Origin of the sequence: Shimia sp. Alg240-R146, assembly GCF_947331465.1 — a bacterium.
In the GTDB taxonomy this organism is placed as follows: Bacteria; Pseudomonadota; Alphaproteobacteria; order Rhodobacterales; family Rhodobacteraceae; genus Shimia.
Genome location: NZ_CAMZOK010000003.1, coordinates 302,428 through 325,067 on the forward strand (window position 1 = coordinate 302,428; position 22,640 = coordinate 325,067).

General features: G+C 52.1%; 18 protein-coding genes. 3 read left to right on the forward strand and 15 right to left on the reverse strand.

Going from position 1 to position 22,640, the window contains the following annotated elements; genetic code table 11:
- Positions 1-388: 388 nt before the first annotated feature.
- From PG871_RS17130 to PG871_RS17155, 6 genes are all read right to left on the reverse strand, one after another.
- Positions 389-1,225, reverse strand: a complete 837-nt coding sequence (locus tag PG871_RS17130; RefSeq protein WP_270731521.1) for a phospholipase D family protein — start codon at positions 1,223-1,225, stop codon at positions 389-391.
- A gap of 1 nt (position 1,226) precedes the next feature.
- Positions 1,227-2,990: an ATP-binding protein gene (locus tag PG871_RS17135; protein ID WP_270731525.1), complete on the reverse strand. Its 1,764-nt coding sequence runs from the start codon at positions 2,988-2,990 to the stop codon at positions 1,227-1,229.
- Complete coding sequence (locus PG871_RS17140) at positions 2,987-4,522, reverse strand: DEAD/DEAH box helicase (protein ID WP_270731527.1); 1,536 nt, start codon at positions 4,520-4,522, stop codon at positions 2,987-2,989. The genes PG871_RS17135 and PG871_RS17140 overlap by 4 nt, the downstream gene beginning before the upstream one ends.
- 205 nt (positions 4,523-4,727) lie before the next feature.
- A complete protein-coding gene (locus PG871_RS17145; RefSeq protein ID WP_270731530.1) occupies positions 4,728-5,567 on the reverse strand; it encodes a phosphoadenosine phosphosulfate reductase family protein in 840 nt (279 codons plus the stop codon).
- The gene (locus PG871_RS17150; RefSeq protein WP_270731533.1) at positions 5,560-8,910 is read right to left on the reverse strand and encodes a hypothetical protein; all 3,351 of its coding nucleotides are present in this window, start codon (positions 8,908-8,910) and stop codon (positions 5,560-5,562) included. Before PG871_RS17150 ends, PG871_RS17145 begins: the two co-directional genes overlap by 8 nt.
- Positions 8,900-9,841 (reverse strand): DUF4007 family protein, encoded by a 942-nt coding sequence (locus PG871_RS17155; RefSeq protein WP_270731535.1) that lies wholly within the window; start codon positions 9,839-9,841, stop codon positions 8,900-8,902. The genes PG871_RS17150 and PG871_RS17155 overlap by 11 nt, the downstream gene beginning before the upstream one ends.
- 127 nt (positions 9,842-9,968) lie before the next feature.
- Between PG871_RS17155 and PG871_RS17160 the strand changes: the two genes are divergently transcribed.
- The 3 genes from PG871_RS17160 to PG871_RS17170 all read left to right on the forward strand — a co-directional run bounded on the left by PG871_RS17160 (position 9,969) and on the right by PG871_RS17170 (position 14,657).
- Positions 9,969-11,111 (forward strand): cysteine desulfurase family protein, encoded by a 1,143-nt coding sequence (locus PG871_RS17160; protein ID WP_270731536.1) that lies wholly within the window; start codon positions 9,969-9,971, stop codon positions 11,109-11,111.
- A gap of 72 nt (positions 11,112-11,183) precedes the next feature.
- Positions 11,184-13,211: a DNA phosphorothioation-associated putative methyltransferase gene (locus PG871_RS17165; RefSeq protein ID WP_270731538.1), complete on the forward strand. Its 2,028-nt coding sequence runs from the start codon at positions 11,184-11,186 to the stop codon at positions 13,209-13,211.
- Positions 13,212-13,289: 78 nt separating this feature from the next.
- Entirely contained in the window at positions 13,290-14,657 is a 1,368-nt protein-coding gene (locus PG871_RS17170; RefSeq protein ID WP_270731540.1) for an exonuclease domain-containing protein, read from the forward strand.
- Between the two features lie 311 nt (positions 14,658-14,968).
- Here the strand turns inward: PG871_RS17170 and PG871_RS17175 are convergent, their stop codons facing one another.
- The 9 genes from PG871_RS17175 to pobA all read right to left on the reverse strand — a co-directional run bounded on the left by PG871_RS17175 (position 14,969) and on the right by pobA (position 22,577).
- Positions 14,969-15,166 (reverse strand): hypothetical protein, encoded by a 198-nt coding sequence (locus PG871_RS17175; protein ID WP_270731543.1) that lies wholly within the window; start codon positions 15,164-15,166, stop codon positions 14,969-14,971.
- Between the two features lie 403 nt (positions 15,167-15,569).
- Positions 15,570-16,433 (reverse strand): hypothetical protein, encoded by an 864-nt coding sequence (locus PG871_RS17180; RefSeq protein ID WP_270731545.1) that lies wholly within the window; start codon positions 16,431-16,433, stop codon positions 15,570-15,572.
- 400 nt (positions 16,434-16,833) lie between these two features.
- Positions 16,834-17,901, reverse strand: a complete 1,068-nt coding sequence (locus tag PG871_RS17185; RefSeq protein WP_270731548.1) for a 3-carboxy-cis,cis-muconate cycloisomerase — start codon at positions 17,899-17,901, stop codon at positions 16,834-16,836.
- 82 nt (positions 17,902-17,983) lie between these two features.
- A complete protein-coding gene (locus PG871_RS17190) occupies positions 17,984-18,817 on the reverse strand; it encodes a 3-keto-5-aminohexanoate cleavage protein (RefSeq protein WP_270731550.1) in 834 nt (277 codons plus the stop codon).
- Positions 18,818-18,867: 50 nt separating this feature from the next.
- Complete coding sequence (pcaG, locus tag PG871_RS17195) at positions 18,868-19,488, reverse strand: protocatechuate 3,4-dioxygenase subunit alpha (protein WP_270731553.1); 621 nt, start codon at positions 19,486-19,488, stop codon at positions 18,868-18,870.
- Positions 19,489-19,490: 2 nt separating this feature from the next.
- The gene (gene pcaH / locus PG871_RS17200) at positions 19,491-20,219 is read right to left on the reverse strand and encodes a protocatechuate 3,4-dioxygenase subunit beta (RefSeq protein ID WP_270731556.1); all 729 of its coding nucleotides are present in this window, start codon (positions 20,217-20,219) and stop codon (positions 19,491-19,493) included.
- Positions 20,220-20,255: 36 nt separating this feature from the next.
- Positions 20,256-20,627 (reverse strand): 4-carboxymuconolactone decarboxylase, encoded by a 372-nt coding sequence (gene pcaC, locus PG871_RS17205; RefSeq protein WP_270731558.1) that lies wholly within the window; start codon positions 20,625-20,627, stop codon positions 20,256-20,258.
- A complete protein-coding gene (pcaD, locus tag PG871_RS17210; protein ID WP_270731560.1) occupies positions 20,620-21,408 on the reverse strand; it encodes a 3-oxoadipate enol-lactonase in 789 nt (262 codons plus the stop codon). The genes pcaC and pcaD overlap by 8 nt, the downstream gene beginning before the upstream one ends.
- Positions 21,408-22,577: a 4-hydroxybenzoate 3-monooxygenase gene (pobA, locus tag PG871_RS17215; protein WP_270731562.1), complete on the reverse strand. Its 1,170-nt coding sequence runs from the start codon at positions 22,575-22,577 to the stop codon at positions 21,408-21,410. Before pobA ends, pcaD begins: the two co-directional genes overlap by 1 nt.
- Positions 22,578-22,640: the final 63 nt, after the last annotated feature.

Here is a 22,640-nt window from a genome sequence, read left to right on the forward strand (position 1 = left end):
GGGAGAGGGCAAAGCCCGACCCACGGCCTTGAACGGGGCTGTCAATCGGCCACATTTGCGAAGAAAATGTCTGCGCCGAAATCGGACGACAATTTGCCCCGCGAGGAATGGCTCGCCTGCGAGACAGGGGAAATTGGTGGCTGATTTCGGGGATGGACTAAGGTTGACCGACCCGGTCAGGGATGTTGGGCGGACCAAACAATTAGAAAGATGCCTGGATTGGGGTGAGCGGGCCCTGGGCCCGTTGAGCCCCGGTCTAGTCGATTGACATCAGAGTCCGCGCACTAAAGCGCGGTTCCTTAAATCGGAGATCCCGCATGATACTAACTCCAAACTCAACTAGAACAGCGGAAAATAAACCAGCGTTACCTACGCAAACCACAGAAAGCTAGTCGCGAAGAAAAACAACCGAAGACACGTTTGGCTTCTCAACGAACACCCCATCGGGCTGAAACGCGACAACAAGATCGAGCAGATTCTCTAAAAGCTCTTTGATGTTGCGCCTGTAGGGCGCGGGATCATCATATACATCCGTGTGAAGTTTCTTCGAAAGCCAACCAAATGAAGCCGACCCACCATTTTCCTCAACAGAACGTATCAGCCATAAATATGCAGGACTTACTTTGAACTTTTCAATGTCGTTCCACCTAAAACTGTCTGCGGTTGTGTTTTGAGGGAAGTCGGAACAGTATAAATCCCTTTCTTCAACAAAGATCGATTCAGGCCAGCTAGCGAGAGCGTTACTAGAAACAGTATCCAGCTGCTCGATGAATTCCTGCATTGCAATGAGTCGAGCATGATTGATCTCTGTTCCTTGGGACCACAGATTCTCGGCTATTTCTGCATCACGAGCTGTAGGCTTACCTTCCGTGCTAAGTTCATCATTACAATACCCAACTAGAGCCAAACCTTTACCAGTGAGGTTGGCGCTTCCTACAAACAGTTTTTCGTCAAAAAAATACAATTTCACGTGCAGCGCAGACGACAACCTAACTTCAAAACCAGCATCAAGAGCACTTCTCAACGCTGCGAGCGAACATGCACCTGTAACAACGTCTCTGAGGTCACAGCGCACTAGTAAGCGATCTGAGCTGAACTCACGTCGATGTCCAAGTACAAAATCAATACCGGGTTGAGATACGAAGGCACTGTAAATCCAGCACCTTCGTGAATCCGAAAACTGTTGCTTCAATCTACTTTTCAGCTCTGCAGTTGGGAGAAGCATACTATGAGTTGTTCAATTGAGTCAGCAGCTTCTTAATCCAGCCCCCCCACTTTTCCCTAAACTCTTCAAGAGTCTCTTGCGATCTATCATCCCACAGCTCGTCTTCAGCTCGCGCAGCAGCCAATAGAAAAAGGTTCATAGCCAAAGCTTCTTGCGTATCAGGACCTTTGCAAATTTTGTCATACAGCTCCACTTGGAAAGGATGCCGAGCGTTTAGTGCGATCGTCATAATGTCGCCAGGGCGCTCGATCGTATAAAACTGGTTCCCAGGCCAGGACTTCTCAGTAATTGTCACTCCCGTCGCCTTGATCTCTTCAACCATCCTGTCAAGTTCATCTTCTGGAATGTCATTCCCATGTTCTTGAACCAGCATATCCTTAAGCTTTGTGTCCTGTTCTTCCGGAGGTACTGCGTCCTTATCGATCTTTGTCTTTGTTTTTGCTGGATCATTTTTAAAGTTTTGACCGGCTAACTCCGCACTCTGTGCGGCCGGATCTGTTTTCCTACCGGAGACACTTCGCCCGGTCTCAGGCGCTAAACTGTCTATACGCGCTTTGATTGCCTTGTGGGCACTCTTGAAACGTTTGCTTAATTCTGCTCTGAGAGCGATCTTATGATCAAAGTCTATGTCATCTTCACTGAGGCCTTCGTGAAGTAGCTCGACTTCTTCCCTTTCAATGAAGTCAACATCGCGCACTGCCTGCTTGTTGTTGGTAACGCCAAATAATTCATCGAGCTCGGGGCCGAAGCGAATTTCACACCCCCAATAACGCTCCTTTAGTTCTTGCGGATTAAAGTACCCAAAAGACCCAAAATCAATTTCGCGCCCGGCTCTCACAAAAGATATTCCGGTGTTTGCCTTATAGTGATCTACAACGGATGCTGTATCTGCATCCCTAGTCCACCTAGCAATATCCTGGCGGATCGTGGAGAATCTAACTTCAACAATTGATTTCTTGCCGCTATTCCCAAACTGAACTGGGATTTTTTGAATCTCACCGAAAGCTTCATTGGTTGCTTCGTTCTCAAACCCCGGAAGATTGTTTGGCGTCATCAAGTAAAGGGGATCGTTAGGGAGCAACTTGATATTTTCAACTTCCTGATCATCCGGTTTTACTATCAGAATTCTGATATCTCTTTTCCGCCCATAAGTATCATCGTCGTCGAGAAAATGACGGTAGATCCGGCAGAAACTAGCCTCCATGCGCTTAACTAGCGTCTGAGTTCTTTTAAGGTCTAACCTATCACAGTCTTCCCATACAATCAGAGAACCATGCTCTTTGACGGAGACGTCGAGGTGCCGCAGGATCTCGCCGGGAACTTCACACTCTTTCACCTCATTGGTCATTTGCTGTTTCGACTTTTTGACTTCGTCTATGTCGAGATGAGTGGTAAGACATTTGCCTTCTTGCCATGAGTAGACTGTAACTCGCTTGCACTGACTGATCGAGGCGAGTGGAAGCCCAACCCCAAAGCGACCTATCCCCGAGCGCGTATTTAGCCTCGTGCCTTGCGCGAACGCCAAGCAAATCTCCAAAACGTCTGAGGCCATACCATCACCATCGTCATAGACGGCCAACGAGCCTACGTTGGCGACAGTTCTCTGCACACTGACGTTTTCTTCGATGGCGAGAATTCGAACGTTGTCAGCTTCTGCCTGAATCGAGTTGTCAACGAGTTCCGCCAAAGCCATCGAAGTATCGCGATAACCCGCATCCCGAAACGATTCAATTGCAGTGGATGCAGGGAAAATGTACGTTGTCATTGCTGTGTGCTCCAGACATTATTAAAATAGTTGTAGGCCATGTTTTCGGATGGCATTCCGTTCAAGTTGTCCACCACATCGATCACTCTCGCGCGTTCATTCCCACCATTTTTTGGCCCCCTAATAGCCCGACCGATCATTTGCGAATAAAGAACGACGGATGCCGTCGGCCTAGTAATGAAAACGGTATCGGTATTGGGTGCGTCAAATCCAGTTGTCAAAACTCCATAGTTAATCAGTAGCTGCACTTTGCCATCTTTGTATTCAGCGATGTATCTTGCTCGATCTTTCGGATCGGTTTGTCCAGTAACCAAGCGGGCAGCTATGTTCCGTGCAACACATAAATCACTTAGCAATTCTGCATGAGCTATAGAGCAAGCGAACAAAATGACTTGCCGTTTGGCGTCTGACAGCTCCATCATGCGATTGAAGATCAACAAGTTCCGCTCGTGTTGCCCTCCAAGACGTCTCAAGAAACTCTCTGGAAGTTCCATGAGCTCTGAGAGCTTGGCCATTTCACTCTCGCTTAGGTCAATTGAGACGTCTGTTTCAATTTTTTCGCGATCAAGACGGGCCAAGACACCCATGTCTTGTAGGTAACCGATACCATCCTCCAGCTCTCTACCGCTATCGTCACACAAGCCGATTTTGGTATTGTCGAAAAATTCAGACAACTCTCTGTTTTCTTCACGGTTTTCGCTGCGACCCGGTGTTGCAGATAGACCAACCAGTTTTGGCGGAGTACTTGCCATGGATAGGGAGTTAATGGCTATTTCATAGGTTGGCGCAATGGCTTTATGTGCCTCATCGATAACGATCATTTTGGTGGCCGCCGCTATTTCTCTTAGCAGGCCTAAGTCTCTTGATGCAGAGGTTAAAAGGGCGTGGATTGACTGAAAACTGGCCACCACGAATCCTCTCAGCGGGGCATCCGAAGGTCGTTCAAACCCCCCCCAAATTCTAGTAACAGATGCCTGATGATCACCTTTTGTTGACCAGCTTCGTTCAATTGCCTCAACTGCTTGTGTGCAAAGTTCTTCCGAGTGAGCGAGCCATACAATCAAAGCGGGGCCAGGCGGCTCGGCCCTCAACGCATCAACCATCAGCTCACAGGCCGTTCTAGTTTTTCCCGCGCCAGTTGGCATGTGTAATAGTATTCGGGAACTAGGAAGTTTCAGCGCAGCAATGGCTCTTGCTTTGACATTATACTGATACTCATGCAGCGGTGCCGAAACGGGAATAGAATTACTTGCCGGAGGGCTCACCTCTGCGACAGGCGGGAGGAATTCGGGACCCAACTCAAGAGTCTGCACTAGGCGTTGAGCGCTGCTGGAGCTGCTTGACCAAATTACTTTAGAGCTGGTCCCTAAGATGTACTTTCGGTCGAAGTCATCGACATGGTTCAGCACCATTTTCCTTATCTGGGAGTTTCCAAGTATTGATGAACCGTATCTTTGAAGAAGAATATCAATCAGCTTAGGTGCGGTTACACGAACACGGAACCACTTCTCCATGTTCTCAAGCGTTTCCATACCCACAAGTTCTGATAGCTTTGCTACACCGAACCTACCAAGCACAGATTTCAGTTTACCCGTTCCCAATTGATTGGTCCTCCAAAATTTTTCGTTCCTGATCGTGCTAGATTTCTCTAGAAGAGACCAGCCCTAGATCTTTGATTTTGGGTAAATTTTCACCGTTTCCAATTCTGAACCAGTCTCTTTATTTTTTGGAAGCCGCTCATTTATGGCAGGCCAAACAAACCTTTTGCTGGCCATAAATTTCATCTAGATCAACAGCGCCTTGCTCCGGCCGTAAAGGATCAACCTTTCTCTTCGCCTTAGCCCGTTCGACACGCTTTTCATGATCCGCGCGAATTTGAGCAATGCGTTCTGGCTTTTCCAGCTCAAGCAGTGTCTCACCTTCACTCCACGAAAACGGGGATCCGTGATCAAGAGAGGTTTTCTCCATTTGCTTGGCCCTCTCGAAGGCTTCAGGGTGACGCTCCTTTAGACCAACCCACTCAATCTTTTGCTGAAAGAAACAAAACGTGCAGCCACTTCTGGAACGCCAATCATAGTAAGATGGAAGGCCGAGCCCCGAGTTCTCAAGAATTTCAAAAACGCCAGTCTTGTCGATCCCATCATCTTTGAACGGCAGCTTGGTAATCAGACTGCCATTTTTCGAGTTCAGGCCTTGGCGAAAATCTTCGTCAGCCCGGATCGCGACATAACTATAGACAGTATATCCCTGCTCGGTAAATTCGGATTTGACCCACTTTTCAAAAGGCTTGATCTTTAGGTCCTTCGTACACCAACGCGTCTGAGCTGACGGAAGGAATTGATTATACTGGGCAAGGTAGAACTTAAAATCTCGCCCCGGATCCAAGTACCGGATCTTCTTACCAAGGAAACCCTCGAGCATAGCTAAATACTCATAAACCTCGTCTAGTTCTTCGCCAGTGTCAGTGAAGAAATACTCAATATCGAGTTCGGGGTGAGCCTGGCTCATATAGATCGCAAGGGCTGAACTATCTTTGCCCCCAGACAAGCCTAGGACATGTTTAACTTTGTCAGCCATCTACTTCCTCACTCGCGTCTGATTGTTTGATCCTCGCTGCCCCGACTTTGGCCAATGCAGCAAGGATTACGTTTCTACCGGTGCCTTCCGCAGCTTGCTGCAACACTTCTTCAATCTTCCTACTAAGGTTGTTCACCTGTTCATTGTCGGAGTCCAAAACATCAAATTCCTCCATCACAGGCGTGGGCCGATCATCAACGCTGACAATCAACGCCATTGCAGAGCGCTTGTCTTTCCGCCCAGCCACACGCGCTACAGACTCGTGTTGATTGAACTGCTGCGCAAGCAAGGTGAGTTGAACAACTGCTCGGTCAATGTCGCTATCAATCCATGCTTTGGCGGGTTTGTTGATACCTAGCCCCGCAAGTGCCTCCATCGACTGTAGGTCATCTCCGAAGCTTGTGAGCTGGGTGATGAAAGATCGAAGCCGCAAGTCACCTGCAACATCTCGGATATTCTTGGCGCGCTCATTCAGCTCTCGGTACGCTTTCGCAGTGCGCCCGTGAACTTGTAACTCATTCAGAATGTGTTCGCGCATTCTTGTGAGCATCGCGGGGTAAGCCGCACGGATTTCGATGAGCCCTTCTTTGATGTTTTGAGCGATCTCAGAGATTCCTTGATCTGTGAGAATGTCGATGTCCTGTCCGTAGAGGCCAGGAATGTCATCAAATGCGAATTTTTGTGGGTCATTAGAACGCTTAAAGAGCGCTCTGACTTTTTTTGCGTGCTCAGGAAGACGTGCGGTTCGTTGAACCCAAGGTGCTGAAGTCTCGTAAGCTGCGATGAGCGCGCGCCCAACTTCTAGCGGACTTAAGGTTGAGATTGGTTTGTCTACAACTTCACCGACCGCGTTTGCCAGCTCAGTAAGCAGCCTCTTAGTCGTTCGGTTCATTTCAATCCAGCGCAGCTGGACCATTTGCGGGGCTCTCAGAACATAGTCCACGTCGACATCCGAAATAGTCGATAGAAAAATACCTTCCCGATAGTGTGACAGGTTCCGGCGTTCAGCTAGCATGAACAGCACAGCAAGGAATGGCATCAAACCGTCCTTCAACCCAAAAGGAGGTGCCCGCCATAGGTCATAAACATCGGTAAGTTGTACGTTGCGGTTACCGCGCTCCTTCAAGTAGTCTTTCGTTGCTTTCCAAATGGGCAACAGATTTGCGACATCTTCTCCGGATGGTGGCACAAACTTCCATTCGTTGCCCTCTTCTAGGTACAATCCATTGGCCTCAACGAGCGATACGAACAGAGCTTTTTCCGCTGGGAACTTCTTAAACCCAAGCCCAGGAATACCTTCTTTAAGGACGGCAGCATGCAGTAACAGCTTGAGCGCTGAATTGGCCGATGCCGATGGCTTGGTGCGGTTAAGCAGTTCGTTGTTTAGTTTGGGCGACTGCGAAAACCGACGGTCTGCCATTTCTGAGGCCAAAACTGTGAGGTTCCGGCGCACGGAAATTGGAAGATCAACAATTCCAGTTTGCCATTCTGCGCTTGCGATTAATTGCCAGACCTCATGCTCAATCCGGCCTCCAATCGCCTCGATACGATCGTTAAGCTCTCTGCGCGCAATTTTGTCTCGGTGGATCTCAGCATTCGATGCCAAGATATCCTTCAAAGCGGAGTGCTCTCGTGCAAGTGCCACAAGGTTCTTCGATTTTTCAGACCTTACAACCGCGAAGTCAGCTCCCCACCCATACTCACTAAAATCCTCAACAATGCTTGGCGTCGCATCGTCCAGTGAAATGATAAATGCGCCAAAGCATCCATTTGTAGGTGCGAAGCTGGTAGCATAGTTTTCTACCTGGCTTTCAAGCAATACCTTGAGTTCGCACCAGCGCAGAGCACCAGTTTCGCGGTAGTGCCGTTTCGCCACGATATTTGGTGAAGACAACGCGTTTGAGATTGAGCTGAGATCGAAGTCTGATCTTTCCCTCAATGCCTCATCGAGCGCCACTTCTATGTCGAAGTCGCTCCCGTCAAAGAGAGAGTAAGTGCCTCTGAACTTTCGAAAAACAACAATCGACGCCGCCTCAAGTTCTGACAAAAGCTCCTCTACCGCGGCGCTTGTTTGGTTCATTGAAAGGCGAAGTGCGTCTAGTGTCGCACCTACCCCAGTTTGCTTTTGCGTCAGCTCTAAAATGGCTAGCGACTTCAGAAGTTGCACACCGATCTCACCGCCATCTTTCGCTTCCCACCGCGCAATTGCATCCCTCGCATTTGCAAAGTGGTGGCTGTCCAAAGACACGGCGATTGCAGCTTGCAGATTGAAATCGAGATAATCCCAAAAATCAGCCAATCCGTAGTCTTTCGGATCGTCTTTGCTCGCCTTCTCAAGGTAGTCCTGAAAGCCAAACAGCTCGGAGGACCCTAAGAAACTGAAGATGCTACGCTGGTTTTGCCCATAACTACGTCGAGATGCAGGCCCGAGCACCAATGTAACAAGCGGATTGAGGGGCCAAGCGCTGGTAAGCAACTCTTTCGAAACGGCGGACGCGCCGCGTCGAGCGTCGGCAAGGAGTTCCACAGCAGCTTCTGCGTTCTGCCTAGCGCTATCCGGCTGATCTGCAGCAATAATCGCCTTGCTAACCAGTTCAATCTGCTCATCGCCAGATACGTTGACGGGAATGTCGATGAAGCGACCTTGGATCTTTCCCCACTCATCTTTGATATCGCGTGCCAAGCGGCTCGCATATTCTTGGAATGACTGATGAAGGATACCCACAACGATGAGGCGGCCGCCGCTTCTCGAAGCTGCTTCACCAAGTAGTTGGAAAAAATAGGCATCTCCTGATGAGGTTGCGGCATGCTCGAGCAGCTTCCCCATTTCATCCAAAAAGAGGACTAACCCTCCAGAGTGTTCACTGTCCTCGGAGGCCAAATACTGCAAGTACTCAATGACCTTTTCAGGCGTATCAAACTTCCTTTGGCGCGCTGCAAGTCTCGCATCCTTGATCCCATCACCGATCAGCTGAAAAGGTTCCATGCTGCGCCCCACGACGGACACACATTTCCAGCCATCACGCCTCGGAGGAAGTAACCTCCATAGTTCCTTTGCAAACTCTGGATCAGTCTTGCTCGCGGCCGTCGCCCGTTCTTGCTTACCCCCACTCAACAACGCGGAGAGAGCGAGTGCGAGGCTCGACTTCCCACTTCCATACGGACCAGTCCAAGTGAAGGCACCTTGCCCGCTCTCAAATTGTTGGTGTGAAAAGTTACTGAGGATTTCCCGTACAGATGATGAGAAGACAAAGCCCTCTAGGGCTTCATTGCGGTCATCTTGATCAATTCGAACAGATCGCAGAAAGCGCCCATTCACCGAGACAATTTCGTTAAGCGGCATGTGACCCTCTCAAGACGGCAGTGTCGGAGGACCAAAGGTTCTCTGCAAAGTCTTGGGGAAACTCCCCATGTCTAAGAAGCTGCTTCAATCCAGCCGTCTCAGACCAGGAAATCAAACCGTCAGTCATGTCAGCAACATCGGCCAACCGATCTATCAGCTCCCACTCCTCAAGTACGAAAACCCTTCCAGGAGACCCAGGCTCTAGTAACATTGACTGAACGCTAAGCGTGTTTGCGGAAGACGTGCGCTCCCAAAAATCGCACACCGCATAGAGGAAAACGCCGTTAGACAGGCTCGGTTTTCGCCCCAAGTTCATTCCGAACTTTCCACTGGACCGCCGCCGGATCAAACCCAGCTCGGTCAGCGGAGAATTGAATGCCTCTTCGTTTGGGCCCCGCTTTGGGACGCTAGGGACGTAGTTAGCCAACAAGACGCTTATATCGTTTGACAACGTCTTTTCCGTTGGCACCTTCCATCCACGCTGTTCAATAAATTCTATCAATCTTCGCAGAACCGTATCGCGGTCAAAGTTTGGCTCATTGAAAACATTGAACAACCAGTAGGTGGCTGTATGCTTTGGATTAGAGGCAATATCCCAGTGGATTTTCCAAAGAGACGAGGCGCTTTCAAGGTATGGATCGCGACCATTGGGCCCAAGTAACAGCTGACCAAAATCGGTCGTTCTAACATCCTTCCCATCCGTTGTGAGAATGCCTGCGACCTGCGCCCAAAATCGAATTGCCGCCACCATGTTTTTGCCGACGCCAAAATGCGCAATTGCCGCACTCTCTGAGAAAATCTTATTGTTATTCAGACCACTAGAATCAACAGCTTCAAAAGCTTTCTCCAACCACCCGTAGCGCAACGGAAAGGTTTCGTGGCCGGAGAACTGCGGCTTGTAATCCTGTGTAAATGTTGTTTGTTTTTTCATATTGCTGCTACCCCGCTTCGGGCCCGTTATAGCGATCTTCCAAGGGGATGGTCAACGACGTCCTGGTGCTTGACCCCAGGATCAAGCTTGGTCTACAGATGACCTCCTATTTGGTAGGAAAAGCCCTTTGACCATATACCTTGATCATCAAGCAAGCACCCCGATCCTGCCAACAGTTCGGGCCGCAATGCAGCCGTTTTGGACGGATTTCCATGGTAATCCGCACTCCTCAGAGCACTCAACAGGGTGGTCTGCTAACAAGGCTACTGAATCATCGAGGACCAAAGTGGCCAACTATATTGGAGCCGATCCGGATGAGATTATTTTTACATCCGGTGCTACAGAGGCGAATAATCTTGCCATCAAGGGACTGAGCACTCCGAAGCAAACGCAAAGTCAGCGCACGACAATCCTTGTTTCGGCGACGGAACATAAGTGCGTATTGGAAAGTGCCGCTTTTGTTGCACAGACAAAAGGATGTATGGTTCGAGAGATTCCGGTCAACGGAAAAGGCCACGTTGACCTCGACAAACTTCGAGACATGCTAAGCGAGGATGTCTTGTTGGTAAGCGTAGGATTGGTCAACAATGAGATCGGAACCATCCAAGATCTTGCCTCAATATCAGCACTTTGCCGCGATACGGGCGCAATCCTCCACTCCGACTTCGCGCAGGCTCCAAGCGCAGTCGACCTTCTAGAATATGCGGATTTGGCTGACATGGTTAGTCTGTCGGGGCATAAATTTGGTGGGCCCATGGGTGTTGGCGCGCTCTATGTGAGTCGTGAGTTGAAAGACCGGATTGAACCTCTGTTTCACGGAGGTGGGCAAGAGGGTGGAATTCGGTCCGGTACATTGCCCCTCCCTTTGTGTGTTGGCATTGGTTCAGCTGCGGAGTTCCATTCCTCTGAGGCTGGAACAGCCATGAGAGCGCGTGTCGCAAGTCTAAGAGACCTCTTCGTAAACAAACTGCAATCGAACCGCGACCATATAAGATTAAATGGCGATAAGCTCGCCTCCCGTCATCCTGGCAATGCGAATCTACGGTTCGAAGGATACGATGCCGATGAAATGCTCCAAAGATTACAACCCATCGTGTCGGCTTCGACAGGTTCTGCCTGCTCTTCGGGAATTACGGAACCAAGCTACGTCCTAAGTGCAATCGGGCTTACATCGGATGACGCGAAAGCCTCCATACGCTTTAGCTTTGGGCACACCAATACATCGGATGAAGTTCTAGAAGCCGCCGACGCCATTATAGCGGTACTCTAGATCGATCGCCCTTCGGTCAGGTAGGATGTTTCAAAAGAGCCTTTAGAAAGACCCAAACCCGAGGGGTGAAACTTGCAAATCAAAAAATCTCTCAAAAATGCGGTTGGTAAAAAGGTCGGCCAAGCGATTTATGTGCACCGAAGCGCGGTTGATCATCTTCAGACGAGCGCAAAGGATAAACTGAGCCTTGCACTGCAAAGGGTTCCGGAAGACTTCCAATGGTCGGTGTTGAAGATCTCGGGGCAAGACGATCAGACCTTCTCATTTTTGGACTATCAAGACTTCAGCGCCGTGGCTTTTCCAGAGCTGCGGGCAAGCCTACTCGTCAACCTCTCAGAAGCAGGCGCAAAACTGAGAAAATACTCTGACGCAAACCCACCCATTCTCCACAGAAAGGAACTACTCCTAGCCCCGGATCATCCTCTAAGAGATGACTTTGCCAAGCTGACGCTGTCCTTAGAGAGCAAGGGGCTTTTTAAGAACATGGCAAACAAGGGAACGCGGCGGATTTGGATGGAGACACTGGCTGAAGCCGGATTGACGGTCGAAGGTCCAAACATCGTGAAGAGTGGTTTAGACTCAGAAGAGTCCCCCAAGGCTTCAACCGATGACATGAATGGCTTAGAGAAGAATAAGGTTGAGCGACACAAAACAGCGATCACGCGAGCCGCGCTCTCAGCGCCAATGTACCTGCTGTTTACAAGTGGTCTGATCCGTCGCGATAGGACCGTTTTGGACTATGGATGCGGTCAAGGTGATGACATCCGAGCCCTACAGTCTGATGGCTATTCCGTCGAAGGGTGGGATCCACATTATCAACCAGATCCCAGTACTCTGAAAAAGAGCCAAGTCACCAATCTTGGATTTGTCCTCAACGTTATCGAAGATCCTGAAGAACGGGCGGAGGCACTTAAACGCGCCTTCAGCCTAACGGAGGTTTGCCTGGCCGTATCCGTCATGCTGTACGGCAAGGCTGACCTGAGTGGCGCACGGCCCTACCGAGACGGATACTTGACGTCCCGAAAGACATTCCAAAAGTACTATACCCAGGCCGAACTCAGAGACTTCATCAGCAGCGTTTTGAATGTCGAGCCCTTAGCCGTAGGCCAAGGTATATTTTTGGTATTTCGGGACGAGTTAGAAGAGCAAAGATATCTGCTAAGGCGTCAAATTGGCTTCAGGGGGCGGGAATATCGCGCCGTTCCAAAACCAAGTGCACCGCAAAAAAATACCCCAGATGAATCCACCGAAAAGCTCAGCAAAACAACCATCCAAGACCTGGCCGCTGAGATCAGGGCCTATGGCCGTCAGCCCGACATTTCAGAACTTCCAAAAAGTCTTGTGACGAGGCTTTCACGTTCAAAACAAGGCCTTCAGTATGCGGCAAGTCGAGCAATTGCAGACATAGGTCATGAAGAACTTGAAGAAATTGTCGCCGCGAGAACTGAAGATCTAAGCCTCCACTTTGCAATGCACGCATTCTCGCAAAGAAAATCGTATGGCTCATTTCCACCTGAACTGAGGCGCGACATTCGGGCTTTCTTTGGCAGTCACAAGAGAGCACAGGAAGCTGGACAAGCGCTCCTCTATTCAATCGGCAACCAAGACCTTCTCTTAGAAGATGCCGCCACGGCAGCCGCTTCTAGGATCGGACATTTAGAACACGGAAAATTCCAATTTCCCGCTCATAGGCTCCAAGATTTGTCCGTCAGGCTTCGAGGGTATGTGGCACTCGCTGAAAGACTGTCTGGTGACCTGTCCGAAACAAACCTACTGAGAATACACATATATAGCCGCAAGCTGACTGCCTTAACCTATGCCGATTTTGAGACATCTTTTCTGCCGCGTTTGATGACCCGGGTGAAAGTCGAGTTCGACACCTTCGATGTTTCTATCATCGACCATTCAGCAGATAATGACGTCCGACTTCTGTACCTAAAATCCCGCTACATGATAGAGACCGATCCTCGACGAGTGGCACAGAAAGCATTTGATCAGGAAGTCTTAGACTTGAATACTCTCAATTTCAGCAATGAAGGACCGAGTTTTCGGGAGTTTGCTCAGACCCTCCTCAAGGCTGGTGTGAGAATTCCCAGCTAGATGAAGCATCCTTAGGCTATCGTCGCTACGGCCGGTCGGAATTGGACTTTAGCGGAAGAAGGCAGGTAGTAGTCACGCATGTTCGCATTTTACGATCTTGAAACCACTGGGACATCACCCGCCTTCGACCAGCCCCTACAGTTTGCGGCGATCTTGACGGACGACGACCTTAACCAGGTCGAAAGCGTGGACATTCGCTGCAGGCTCGCGCCGCACATACTTCCAGCACCATGGGCACTTGCTGTGACAGGTGTCTCGCCAGATCAGCTGATGGACCCTGCTCTTCCATCCTGGTTCGAGTTTTCGCATCAGATTAGCGACCTGATCAAACGCTGGGCTCCGGCGACATGGACCGGATACAATACACTTGCCTTTGACGAAGAGTTTCTCAGGCAGTCATTCTATCAAAATCTTCATTCCAACTTGTATCAAACCCAGTTTGACAACAATGACCGGCTAGACCTCATGAAAGTGATCTACGCTGTCCGGGAGCGCGTGCCAGACGCCCTCGAATGGCCAATAGATGATCTTGGCCGCGAGAGTTTCAAACTGGACCGTCTCGCCCCTTCCAACGGCTTTGCCAATCATGACGCCCACGATGCCCTCGGCGACGTAGAGGCAACGATCCATATGGCATCACTCATTCGCAAGCGCGCGCCTGCGGTTTGGGATCAATGCTTGTTGAACCGCGACAAACACCAAGTTGATCGATTGCTAAAGAGCGGGCATCCCGTGCGCCTGATCGAACGATTTGGCGCGGCACCACCACGATCCTATTTCGGTGCTTACGCAGGCACAAACCCGCAGAACAGGAACTCTGTGGCTTTCCTCGACCTAGACCTCTGCGATGCCTCTATCATCGATGCCAACGATCAAGATCTTGCCAAAGCGGTTGCTGCCTCACCCAAGCGGATACGGACGATTGCAATAAACAAAGTCCCGAACGTTTTTCCAGTAGCCAGCCCCAGCGCTTCGCATAGTTCTCTCGCCCAGTTGGTTTCTGCGCACCCTGAATTTCATAAACGAGTGGGGCAGGCATTGGCCAATCGCTATGCGGATAAGGAGCCCGCTCAATACGTCGAACAGTTGATCTATGACGAATTCTACAGCGCCGGTGACAAACAGGTCCTTGAAGAATTCACCGCAGCCGACTGGCGTGACCGCGCTCGAATTGTCACTCAACTGGACGACATCCGGCTCAAGCAACTGGGTATGCGACTTATCTTCTCCAATGCCCCAGAGTTTGCATCCATGAACTACCGATCGGCAGCAAGCGTTGCGATCCGGGACCGCTGGCTGACCAGCGAGCCATCTACGCCATGGACGACCAAGGCAACGGTAGAAGAACAACTCCACGAGATTGTCAGTGGTGAGGTGTTAGACCAGGATCGGATTTGTGCACTTCAAGACTTCTATCACGCACGAATCTCAGAAATTGACGCATAGATTTGCGCCAACGGGCACGGCACGTCACCTCTACCACCCCCTGATCTATTGCGTGGGTCTTGGCTCACCAGAAGCACTGTTGTGAATTGGTCTCAAAACCGAAAACGGTAGAGCGCCTATTGCCATCGAGCTAAAGCCCGGCTCATAGATTCAAATCACAACACACGCCTGGATTGGTGTAGAAGTTTCCACACTCAAGCACCTTGACTTTGGTCGGTATCTATATGAAATTTAAAGAGAAAGATGAACTACAGCTAAGCGTTATCGCCTTTGCAGAAAGCCAGGGCGGGAAATCCGCCCCGGCGCACCGGTCACTCGGTGACCGGATCGTCTTCGCGGCGTGGGAATGCGACCATCTCGACGTCTGGGAACATGCTGTGCTTGACGCTGATTGAGGTGATGTTGCCGTTGTCGTCGGTGCTGACGAACAGAACGCCGCAGCGGTCCCAGAAGTTCTTGCCGTCTTTTTCGCCAGATTTGACGTTCAGTTTCAGAGTTTGAGTAGCCATTGCTTGATCCTCATTTGAAGTGTTTCGATGAACATGGCCAAAGCGGGCACCAAGGGGATGTCAGCTGGAAAATTGGCTCGCGAGGAATGCGCTGGCGCAGGGGAATATTCCTGTTGAAGCGGTGTCCACACCGCGTCTTGCACGGCTGCCTGCTTATGTTCAGCAGTAAGAAACACGACATTCGCGATCACGATTTGGCTATGGCAACCTGCGCTGCCCCGTCGAACCCAAACAAGAATAGACAGCGAGGACTTCCAAGGGCTCGTTCTCTCCTCGTCTACTGCCCTGAAACAGCGACAACGACGAAAAGAATGCGCCTTCGAATTCCATATCTCAAATTGCACCCGTGTTCTTTGCAAGGCGGATGCTGAAGGTCGTATGATCCCGCATGGCGCAAAAACTGTCATGCCTGCAATCCTGCTGCGCGCACCTGCTCTGGCGTCACCATCTTTGACGCGACCAGGTCCTCAATCTGCCGGTTGGTGATATGACGGCACAGAGGGTGGCGCTCCTGGATCCACTCAGCGAGGCTGGCGCGGCCCTTCGCTTCAGCCTCTCGGGCTTTCTCACGGTCAGCCTGTACCTGGGCAAGCCCCTTCTCCCATCGACGCATCTTGAACCAGTTGTCCGAGAAACAGACCTTGCTGCGCGTGTAGCCCTCGCTCTCCTTCGCATAAGCTTTGACCGCCTGCAGCAGGTCATCGGGCTTCACTCCGGCCTTCACAGTTGCTGCGATGAGGCGAAGGCTGGTCCGCCGATCTCGGATCCTGTCCTCGGGATAGGCCGCGAGGATTTTCTCAGATTCAAAATCTTCTACCTCCTCCGCCGCCTCGCGCCTGCGCGTAGGTGGTTTATGGATGGTTTTAGGATGGTTTGGGGTCCACTGTGGACCCCCTACCCCGTCCACCATGGACCCCCTACCCGGTTCACTCTGGACGGGGTCCACTGTGGACCCCGTCTCGACCTCGGGTTCCGCAGTAGATTCCAGCTGAGATAGCTTGGCTAAAACAATGCGATAAATGACGGTGTATCCGTTCTGGCAGCGCCGTTGCCCAGTTTGGATCAGAATGCCCTCTTGTAGAAAATCGTTGATGGTGCGCTTCACCGTGCTTTCACCTAGTTCGGTGTGGCGCTGGATTGTTCCCTTGGAGCACCAGATGCCCGAGCCGTCGTCGCTCGCCTTGTCCGCCAGGAACATGATGATTTGCTTGCGTGCGGCGCTGCCAAAGCGGCGCTCGGCGCATTCATTTGCGATGCGCCAGCTCATGATCGCACCGCCAATTGGGTTGAGGTCAGACCGAAAATCGCGTAGTGATGAGGACGGAAATATTCTTCTATGCCGTTGAGGTGGGTGGCCGCCCCCTCAGCGGTTTTTCTTTGCCAAATTGAGCGCGGAAGACCGTTTACAACTTTCCCGTAACTCCTTGATACTCCACCGTGAACAAACCGGAACCGTTTACAATTTTTCCCTTTTAAATCAACGAAGTTTTCCGGATTGCAAATCCGTGTACACGAGTTCGATTCTCGTACTCGCCTCCACTTTTCAAAGTGATTTTGAGTAAGCTTTTGCTAGGCATCCATAGTTTATGTGCCGGCCGCGCAAACGAACCCCACCTCACCGGTTTCTCAGCTTGCCTCGTCGCATCGTGACCCAATAAGGCTCCGCGTCAGTCGGGACCGGCTCCAAGGCTCTCGATGGTATTCAGCAGCGTGTTCGCGTGCCTCAAAGCGGTCACGGATGTGGTGACCATAGCTGGCAAAGTCATCCACTCTGTGGCCCATGCGATACCAGACCGTTCTTGCTCATGTATCATCGCGCCGTGGACCAACGACAGTTGCGCCGCATTAAAACGAGCCAGCGACACCAGTGTTTCCGCCAGAACAGGGTTTTGTTTATGCGGCATCGCTGAACTGGTGCCGCCACCTGTGAAACGCACTTCTTCGATGCCTTGCTGCGCCATCAATGCCAAGTCTTGCCCCATTTTTCCAAGACTGGCGGTCACCGACGAGAGCCAGTTTGCGTAGTCTGCGAGATTGCCGCGCGTTGCGTGCCATGCCCGCCCCGGATCAGCCAGGTCCAGACGCCGCGCCAAAGCCGCTGCGACAGCGTTGCCGTGTTCGCCAAGCCCTGCACGATTTCCGACAGGGCCTCCAAACTGCAAAATTTCCACACGCGACCGCAGCTCACCCAAATGGACAAGATGGAATTGCATCGGCATCACCCACGTAGCAAGGCGATCGTGCACAGTGATTGGCAGGGCGGCTTGCATGCGAGTCCGTCCCATCATCGTGCTTGCGCCCCATTGTGTGTCCATGGCCTCTATGGCCTCGCAGACATGCCTAAGGCCGTCCTCAAGCATCGCATTGGCATCACGCAAAATCAGCGAAATAGCGGTATCCAGTAGGTCCTGGCTTGTGGCACCAATATGAATCGCCGGAAGAGCCTCAACACTGACATGCGCTTTTAGCTGACGCACAAAAGCCGGCACAGGCACGCCGTCTACGGGCACCTGTTTCTGGATTGCAGCCAGATCCGGCGAGAAAGCGGCGATATCTGCCATTGCGGTGTCCGCAACGTCCCGCGAGACAACACCAACATCGCCAAGAGCGCCGGCAAGTGCGCTCTCAAATTTCGAAAACGTGTCAACAAACCGCTGCGAACTCCAGAGAGCCTCAAGGTCAGCATTGGAAAACAACAGGCCAAACAGATGATCAGAACGGGTCAGCGGGTTCATTGATATGCCTTTACGGTCACTGATTTCGAGGGATCGTCAGCCTCTATAGAGGCCAACGGTGACCCGTTCGTCAAACTCTGCATCAAGCAGCCGGGCGCAAACCAAGAATGCCACGCGCCTGCGCCGGTGTCGCAACCGGACGCTCATACTTTTCACAAAGCTCGGCAGCGCGAGCAATCAGTGCCGCATTGGACGGCGCAAGTGTGTTGCGATCCAGCCGAACATTGTCTTCCAGCCCTGCGCGGGTGTGCCCACCGGCCGCAATGGCCCATTCGTTGACGATCATCTGCCCAGCGCCGATGCCAGCGGCACACCATTCACCATCAGGCGCGCGGTCTCGCATCAGTTGAACGTAGAAATCAAAAACCGCCCGATCCACCGGCATGGCATTTTTCACGCCCAAAACAAATTGCACATAAAGCTTGCCGTAAAGACGGTCGTTTTCGTGCAATCGGATCGCCTGCAAAATGTGGGAGAGATCAAAAGCCTCGACCTCCGGCATAACTTTGTGAGCGCGCATCTCGCTGGCCAGCCAGTCAACCAAGTCCGGCGGGTTCTCATAGACACGCGATGGAAAGTTGTTTGAACCCACTGACAACGAGGCCATGTCGGGCGCCAGCGACAGCATGCCACCGCGAGTCTTACCCGCGCCGGATCGTCCGCCAGTCGAGAACTGGATAATCACGCCAGGACAGTGCTTCTCCAAGCCCTCTTTCAAAAGCGCGAACTTCTCAGGATCTGAAGACGGTGTCTCATCGTCGTTGCGCACGTGGGCGTGGATGATCGAGGCACCAGCCTCAACCGCGGCATGGCTGCTTTCAATCTGTTCGCTGATGGTGGTGGGCACCGCTGGGTTGTCGGCTTTGGTGGGCACGGAACCAGTGATGGCGCAGCACAGGATGCAAGGTTTGTTCATACTTTTTCTCCGGTGAGAGTGCCGCCCAAAGGGGCGGCACTTCAAAAGTGTCAGATGTCAAAGAACACGGTTTCGTCTTCGCCTTGAAGCTTGATATCAAAACGATAGACAACTTGCCCATCACGTTCAGTACGTTTCGCAATCAAAGTCGCGCGACGGCGCTCCCATTCAATGATGTTCAGCACCGGATCGGCGGCGTTTGCCTCGGCCTCATCCTCAAAATACACCCGCGTGTTCAGTCCGATGTTGATACCACGCGCCACAATCCAGAGCGTAATATGTGGCGCCATCATCAGACCGTTGCGCCCCATGACAGCGCCCGGCTTGACCGTATCAAAACCCCATTCGCCACTGTCGAAGTCGGTAATGACTCGCCCCCACCCGCGAAAACCGGCTTCGACTTCGCCGTCGTGTTCAGGATGTGCATAAACACCGTCGGCATTGGCTTGCCAAGTTTCCAACATCACATCTTTGATCGGGCTGCCGGTGCCGTCGATGACAACACCCTCAACGCGGATACGTTCGCCTTTGGCGTCGGCACCAGCGATGTCCCAGCCCAACTCGTTCTCGTAAATGTCAAATCCCGCGGCACCGGGCGCGAGGCCGATGTGCACATAAGGGCCGGCGGTTTGGGACGGGGTTTCCTTGAGGTACTCCAATTTCTGGACCATGATCAGTTCCCCTCCATCCGGTTTTCAAACAGCGTCGAACGGCGTCCGCGCAGTACGATGTCAAATTTGTAGGCAATGGTATCAAGCGGGATTGTCGCGTTCATATCCAACGCCGCGATCAACTGTCCACGCGCGGCCTGATCGGGGATGGTGTTCACGATCGGGCATTTTGCAATCAGCGGATCACCTTCAAAATAGCACTGAGTGATCAGTCGCTGCGAGAAGGAGGTGCCAAAAATCGACAAGTGGATATGCGCTGGACGCCAGTCGTTGACCCAGTTGCGCCACGGGTAAGCACCAGGTTTCACAGTGCGGAAATAATAATACCCGTTCTCATCCGTCAGCGTGCGACCGCACCCGCCAAAGTTCGGATCAATTGGCGCAAGATAAGTATCTTTCTTGTGACGATATCGCCCGCCGGCGTTGGCCTGCCAGGCTTCGACCAGCGTGTTTGGCACTGGGCGGCTGTTTTCATCCAACACGCGACCATGAACGATAATCCGCTCGCCAATCGCACTTTCGCCAGCTGCGGCATAATTGTGGATCATATCCCGATCCATTGGATCGATGTCGGTGTGGCCGAACTTTGGGCCAGTGATCTCGCTGGCAGACTGCTCCAAGCTGATCATCGAGTATTGTGGCGAACGGGCCACCGACGTTTTGTAAGTTGGCGTGACAGCTGGCGGATGCCAATTGCGGTCTCGCTGGTAGAATTCGCCAGGTTTCGTCATCTTGGCTCTCCTCCTCGGGTTGGGCGCGTTATCCAATTATTCCATTTCATCATAAGTCTGCTTGGCCAATTTGATTGCGTGGTTCGCCCGCGGCACACCACAATAGATCGCAACATGTTGAAAGGCCTCCAGAACATCCGTCTTGCTCGCGCCGGTATTGGCCGTGGCGCGGATATGCATCGGGATTTCCTCAAAATTTCCGGTCGCAGCCAACAGTGCAAGCGTCAACATCGATCGCTCCCGCAGGCTGATGCCGTCACTGGCCCAGACTGTGCCCCAAGCGCCTTGCGTGATCAGTTCCTGAAACGGCTTGTCAAAATCAGTCTTGGCCGCTTCGGCGCGATCCACATGAGCGTCACCCAACACCTTGCGGCGCACAGTCATTCCGGCTTCAATTCTGTCAGACATGGGTGGTCTCCTCAATAAAGTCAGTGATCAAATGCGCAAAGGCCTGAGGCGCTTCGGCATGAGGCAAATGGCCAACGGCAGGGATGGTCGCAAACCGTGCATGTTTTATGCGTCGAATAGTATCTTCCACCAAGTCCGGCGGGCTGGCGCCGTCCATCTCACCAGCAATGCCCAGCACAGGTTGCGTCAGCGACGCGACCTGTGCTGTCATATCTGCATGGGCGATTGCTGCGCAGCATCCGGTGTAGCCTTCCGGCGCTGTGCGCACCATCATATTGCGCCATGCAGTAAGCTCAGGCGTGCGCCCAAATGCGGGGCTGAACCAGCGCTGCATGACGCTGTCTGCAATGCTCTCAAGCCCGTTGGTTTTGACCGCATCAATCCGGGCTTGCCACATATCCGCTGTCCCCATCGCGGCAGCGGTGTTTGACAACACAAGGGCTCCGACGATGTCGGGCCGACGTGCAGCAAGCCCCATTCCGATCATTCCACCAATTGAAAGCCCCACGAACAAAGCGCCGCGAACATCAAGCGCATCCAACAACGCTTCCGAGTCGTCAACAAGATCGCCCATCTGATAAGGTCCGGCGGGCACGTCGGACAAACCATGCCCGCGCATATCAAACCGGATCACCCGCATCCCAACAGGCAGCAACGGCAAAACGTTGTCCCAAAGGCGCAAATCGGTTCCCAGAGAGTTGGCAAAAACGATGGGCCGCCCCGCCGGGTCGCCCTCCTCGCGCATATGATGCACGACACCGTTTGCCGAAATTATCCGCATCAGTACGGCAACCCGACATAGTTTTCCGCAAAAACCTTCTGCGCGGCGTCATTGCTGCGTAGAAAATCGATATCTGCGCGCTGCATCTTAAGATCAAATTCCGATTGATCCGGATAACGGTGCAATAGGTTGGTGGTGGTCCAGCTGAACCGCTCTGCCTTCCAGACACGGGCAAGTGCCTTTTCGGAATATGCATCAAGTCCCGCGCTGTCGCCGTCCCGATAAAACTGCGTCAAGCCGTGATAAAGATAGTGGATATCAGAAGCCGCTGTATTGAGACCCTTGGCGCCTGTCGGCGGGACAATATGCGCCGCGTCCCCACACAAGAACAGGCGCCCCCAGCGCATGGGCTCGGTCACAAAACTACGCAGCGGCGCAATAGATTTTTCAATTGAAGGCCCCGTGACCAGCACATCGGCATAGCGGCTCGGTATCCGGCGTTTCAATTCGTTCCAGAATGCCTCGTCGCTCCAGTCCTCCGGCGCGTCACTCAGCGAGCATTGAATGTAGTAGCGGCTAAGGTTGGCATTGCGCATCGAGCAAAGCGCAAATCCGCGTTCAGACCAGGCGTAAATCAACTCATCATGCACTGGCGGTGTCTCCGACAGCACGCCAAGCCAGCCAAACGGATAAAGCTTCTCATATTCGCGACGCACGGTAAGAGGAATGCTCTGCCGACTGACACCGTGAAACCCATCGCACCCGGCCACGTAGTCGCAATCAATGCGGTGCTCGCCGCCATCCACCTGATAAGTTACGTAAGGCGCGTCCCCTTTTGCATCGTGAATTTCGACATTCTCGACGTTGAACACAAGGTTACCACCCTCGGCTTCACGCGCATCATACAGATCGCGGGTCAATTCGGTTTGCCCATAGACCAACACATCGGTGCCGGTGTGTTCATGAAAGGACACACCGAATTCTTCCTCTCCATAGGCAATGACGGTGCCGTCGTGTTTGAATCCCTCGGCGTCCATACGCGCGCCGACACCTGCCTCTCGCATCAAGTCGGTAAACCCAACTTCAAGGATGCCTGCACGGATGCGGCCAAGCACGTAGTCCCGTGTCTTGCGCTCCAGAACGATTGTGTCGATGCCCTTGCGATGCAGCAGTTGAGACAGAAGCAAGCCAGACGGGCCGCCGCCGATGATACAAACTTGAGTGCGCATGGAAATTCCTCCTGACGGCAATTTGAATTATTGAAACCTAGATGTAAAATGAGTATTTTTGCA

Bases quoted from the DNA above. Each gene is read 5' to 3' on its own strand.
- PG871_RS17130 (WP_270731521.1), bottom strand. From the start codon at position 1,225: ATGCTTCTCCCAACTGCAGAGCTGAAAAGTAGATTGAAGCAACAGTTT.
- PG871_RS17135 (WP_270731525.1), bottom strand. From the start codon at position 2,990: ATGACAACGTACATTTTCCCTGCATCCACTGCAATTGAATCGTTTCGG.
- PG871_RS17140 (WP_270731527.1), bottom strand. From the start codon at position 4,522: ATGGAAACGCTTGAGAACATGGAGAAGTGGTTCCGTGTTCGTGTAACC.
- PG871_RS17145 (WP_270731530.1), bottom strand. From the start codon at position 5,567: ATGGCTGACAAAGTTAAACATGTCCTAGGCTTGTCTGGGGGCAAAGAT.
- PG871_RS17150 (WP_270731533.1), bottom strand. From the start codon at position 8,910: ATGCCGCTTAACGAAATTGTCTCGGTGAATGGGCGCTTTCTGCGATCT.
- PG871_RS17155 (WP_270731535.1), bottom strand. From the start codon at position 9,841: ATGAAAAAACAAACAACATTTACACAGGATTACAAGCCGCAGTTCTCC.
- PG871_RS17170 (WP_270731540.1), top strand. From the start codon at position 13,290: ATGTTCGCATTTTACGATCTTGAAACCACTGGGACATCACCCGCCTTC.
- PG871_RS17175 (WP_270731543.1), bottom strand. From the start codon at position 15,166: ATGGCTACTCAAACTCTGAAACTGAACGTCAAATCTGGCGAAAAAGAC.
- PG871_RS17180 (WP_270731545.1), bottom strand. From the start codon at position 16,433: ATGAGCTGGCGCATCGCAAATGAATGCGCCGAGCGCCGCTTTGGCAGC.
- PG871_RS17185 (WP_270731548.1), bottom strand. From the start codon at position 17,901: ATGAACCCGCTGACCCGTTCTGATCATCTGTTTGGCCTGTTGTTTTCC.
- PG871_RS17190 (WP_270731550.1), bottom strand. From the start codon at position 18,817: ATGAACAAACCTTGCATCCTGTGCTGCGCCATCACTGGTTCCGTGCCC.
- pcaG (WP_270731553.1), bottom strand. From the start codon at position 19,488: ATGGTCCAGAAATTGGAGTACCTCAAGGAAACCCCGTCCCAAACCGCC.
- pcaH (WP_270731556.1), bottom strand. From the start codon at position 20,219: ATGACGAAACCTGGCGAATTCTACCAGCGAGACCGCAATTGGCATCCG.
- pcaC (WP_270731558.1), bottom strand. From the start codon at position 20,627: ATGTCTGACAGAATTGAAGCCGGAATGACTGTGCGCCGCAAGGTGTTG.
- pcaD (WP_270731560.1), bottom strand. From the start codon at position 21,408: ATGCGGATAATTTCGGCAAACGGTGTCGTGCATCATATGCGCGAGGAG.
- pobA (WP_270731562.1), bottom strand. From the start codon at position 22,577: ATGCGCACTCAAGTTTGTATCATCGGCGGCGGCCCGTCTGGCTTGCTT.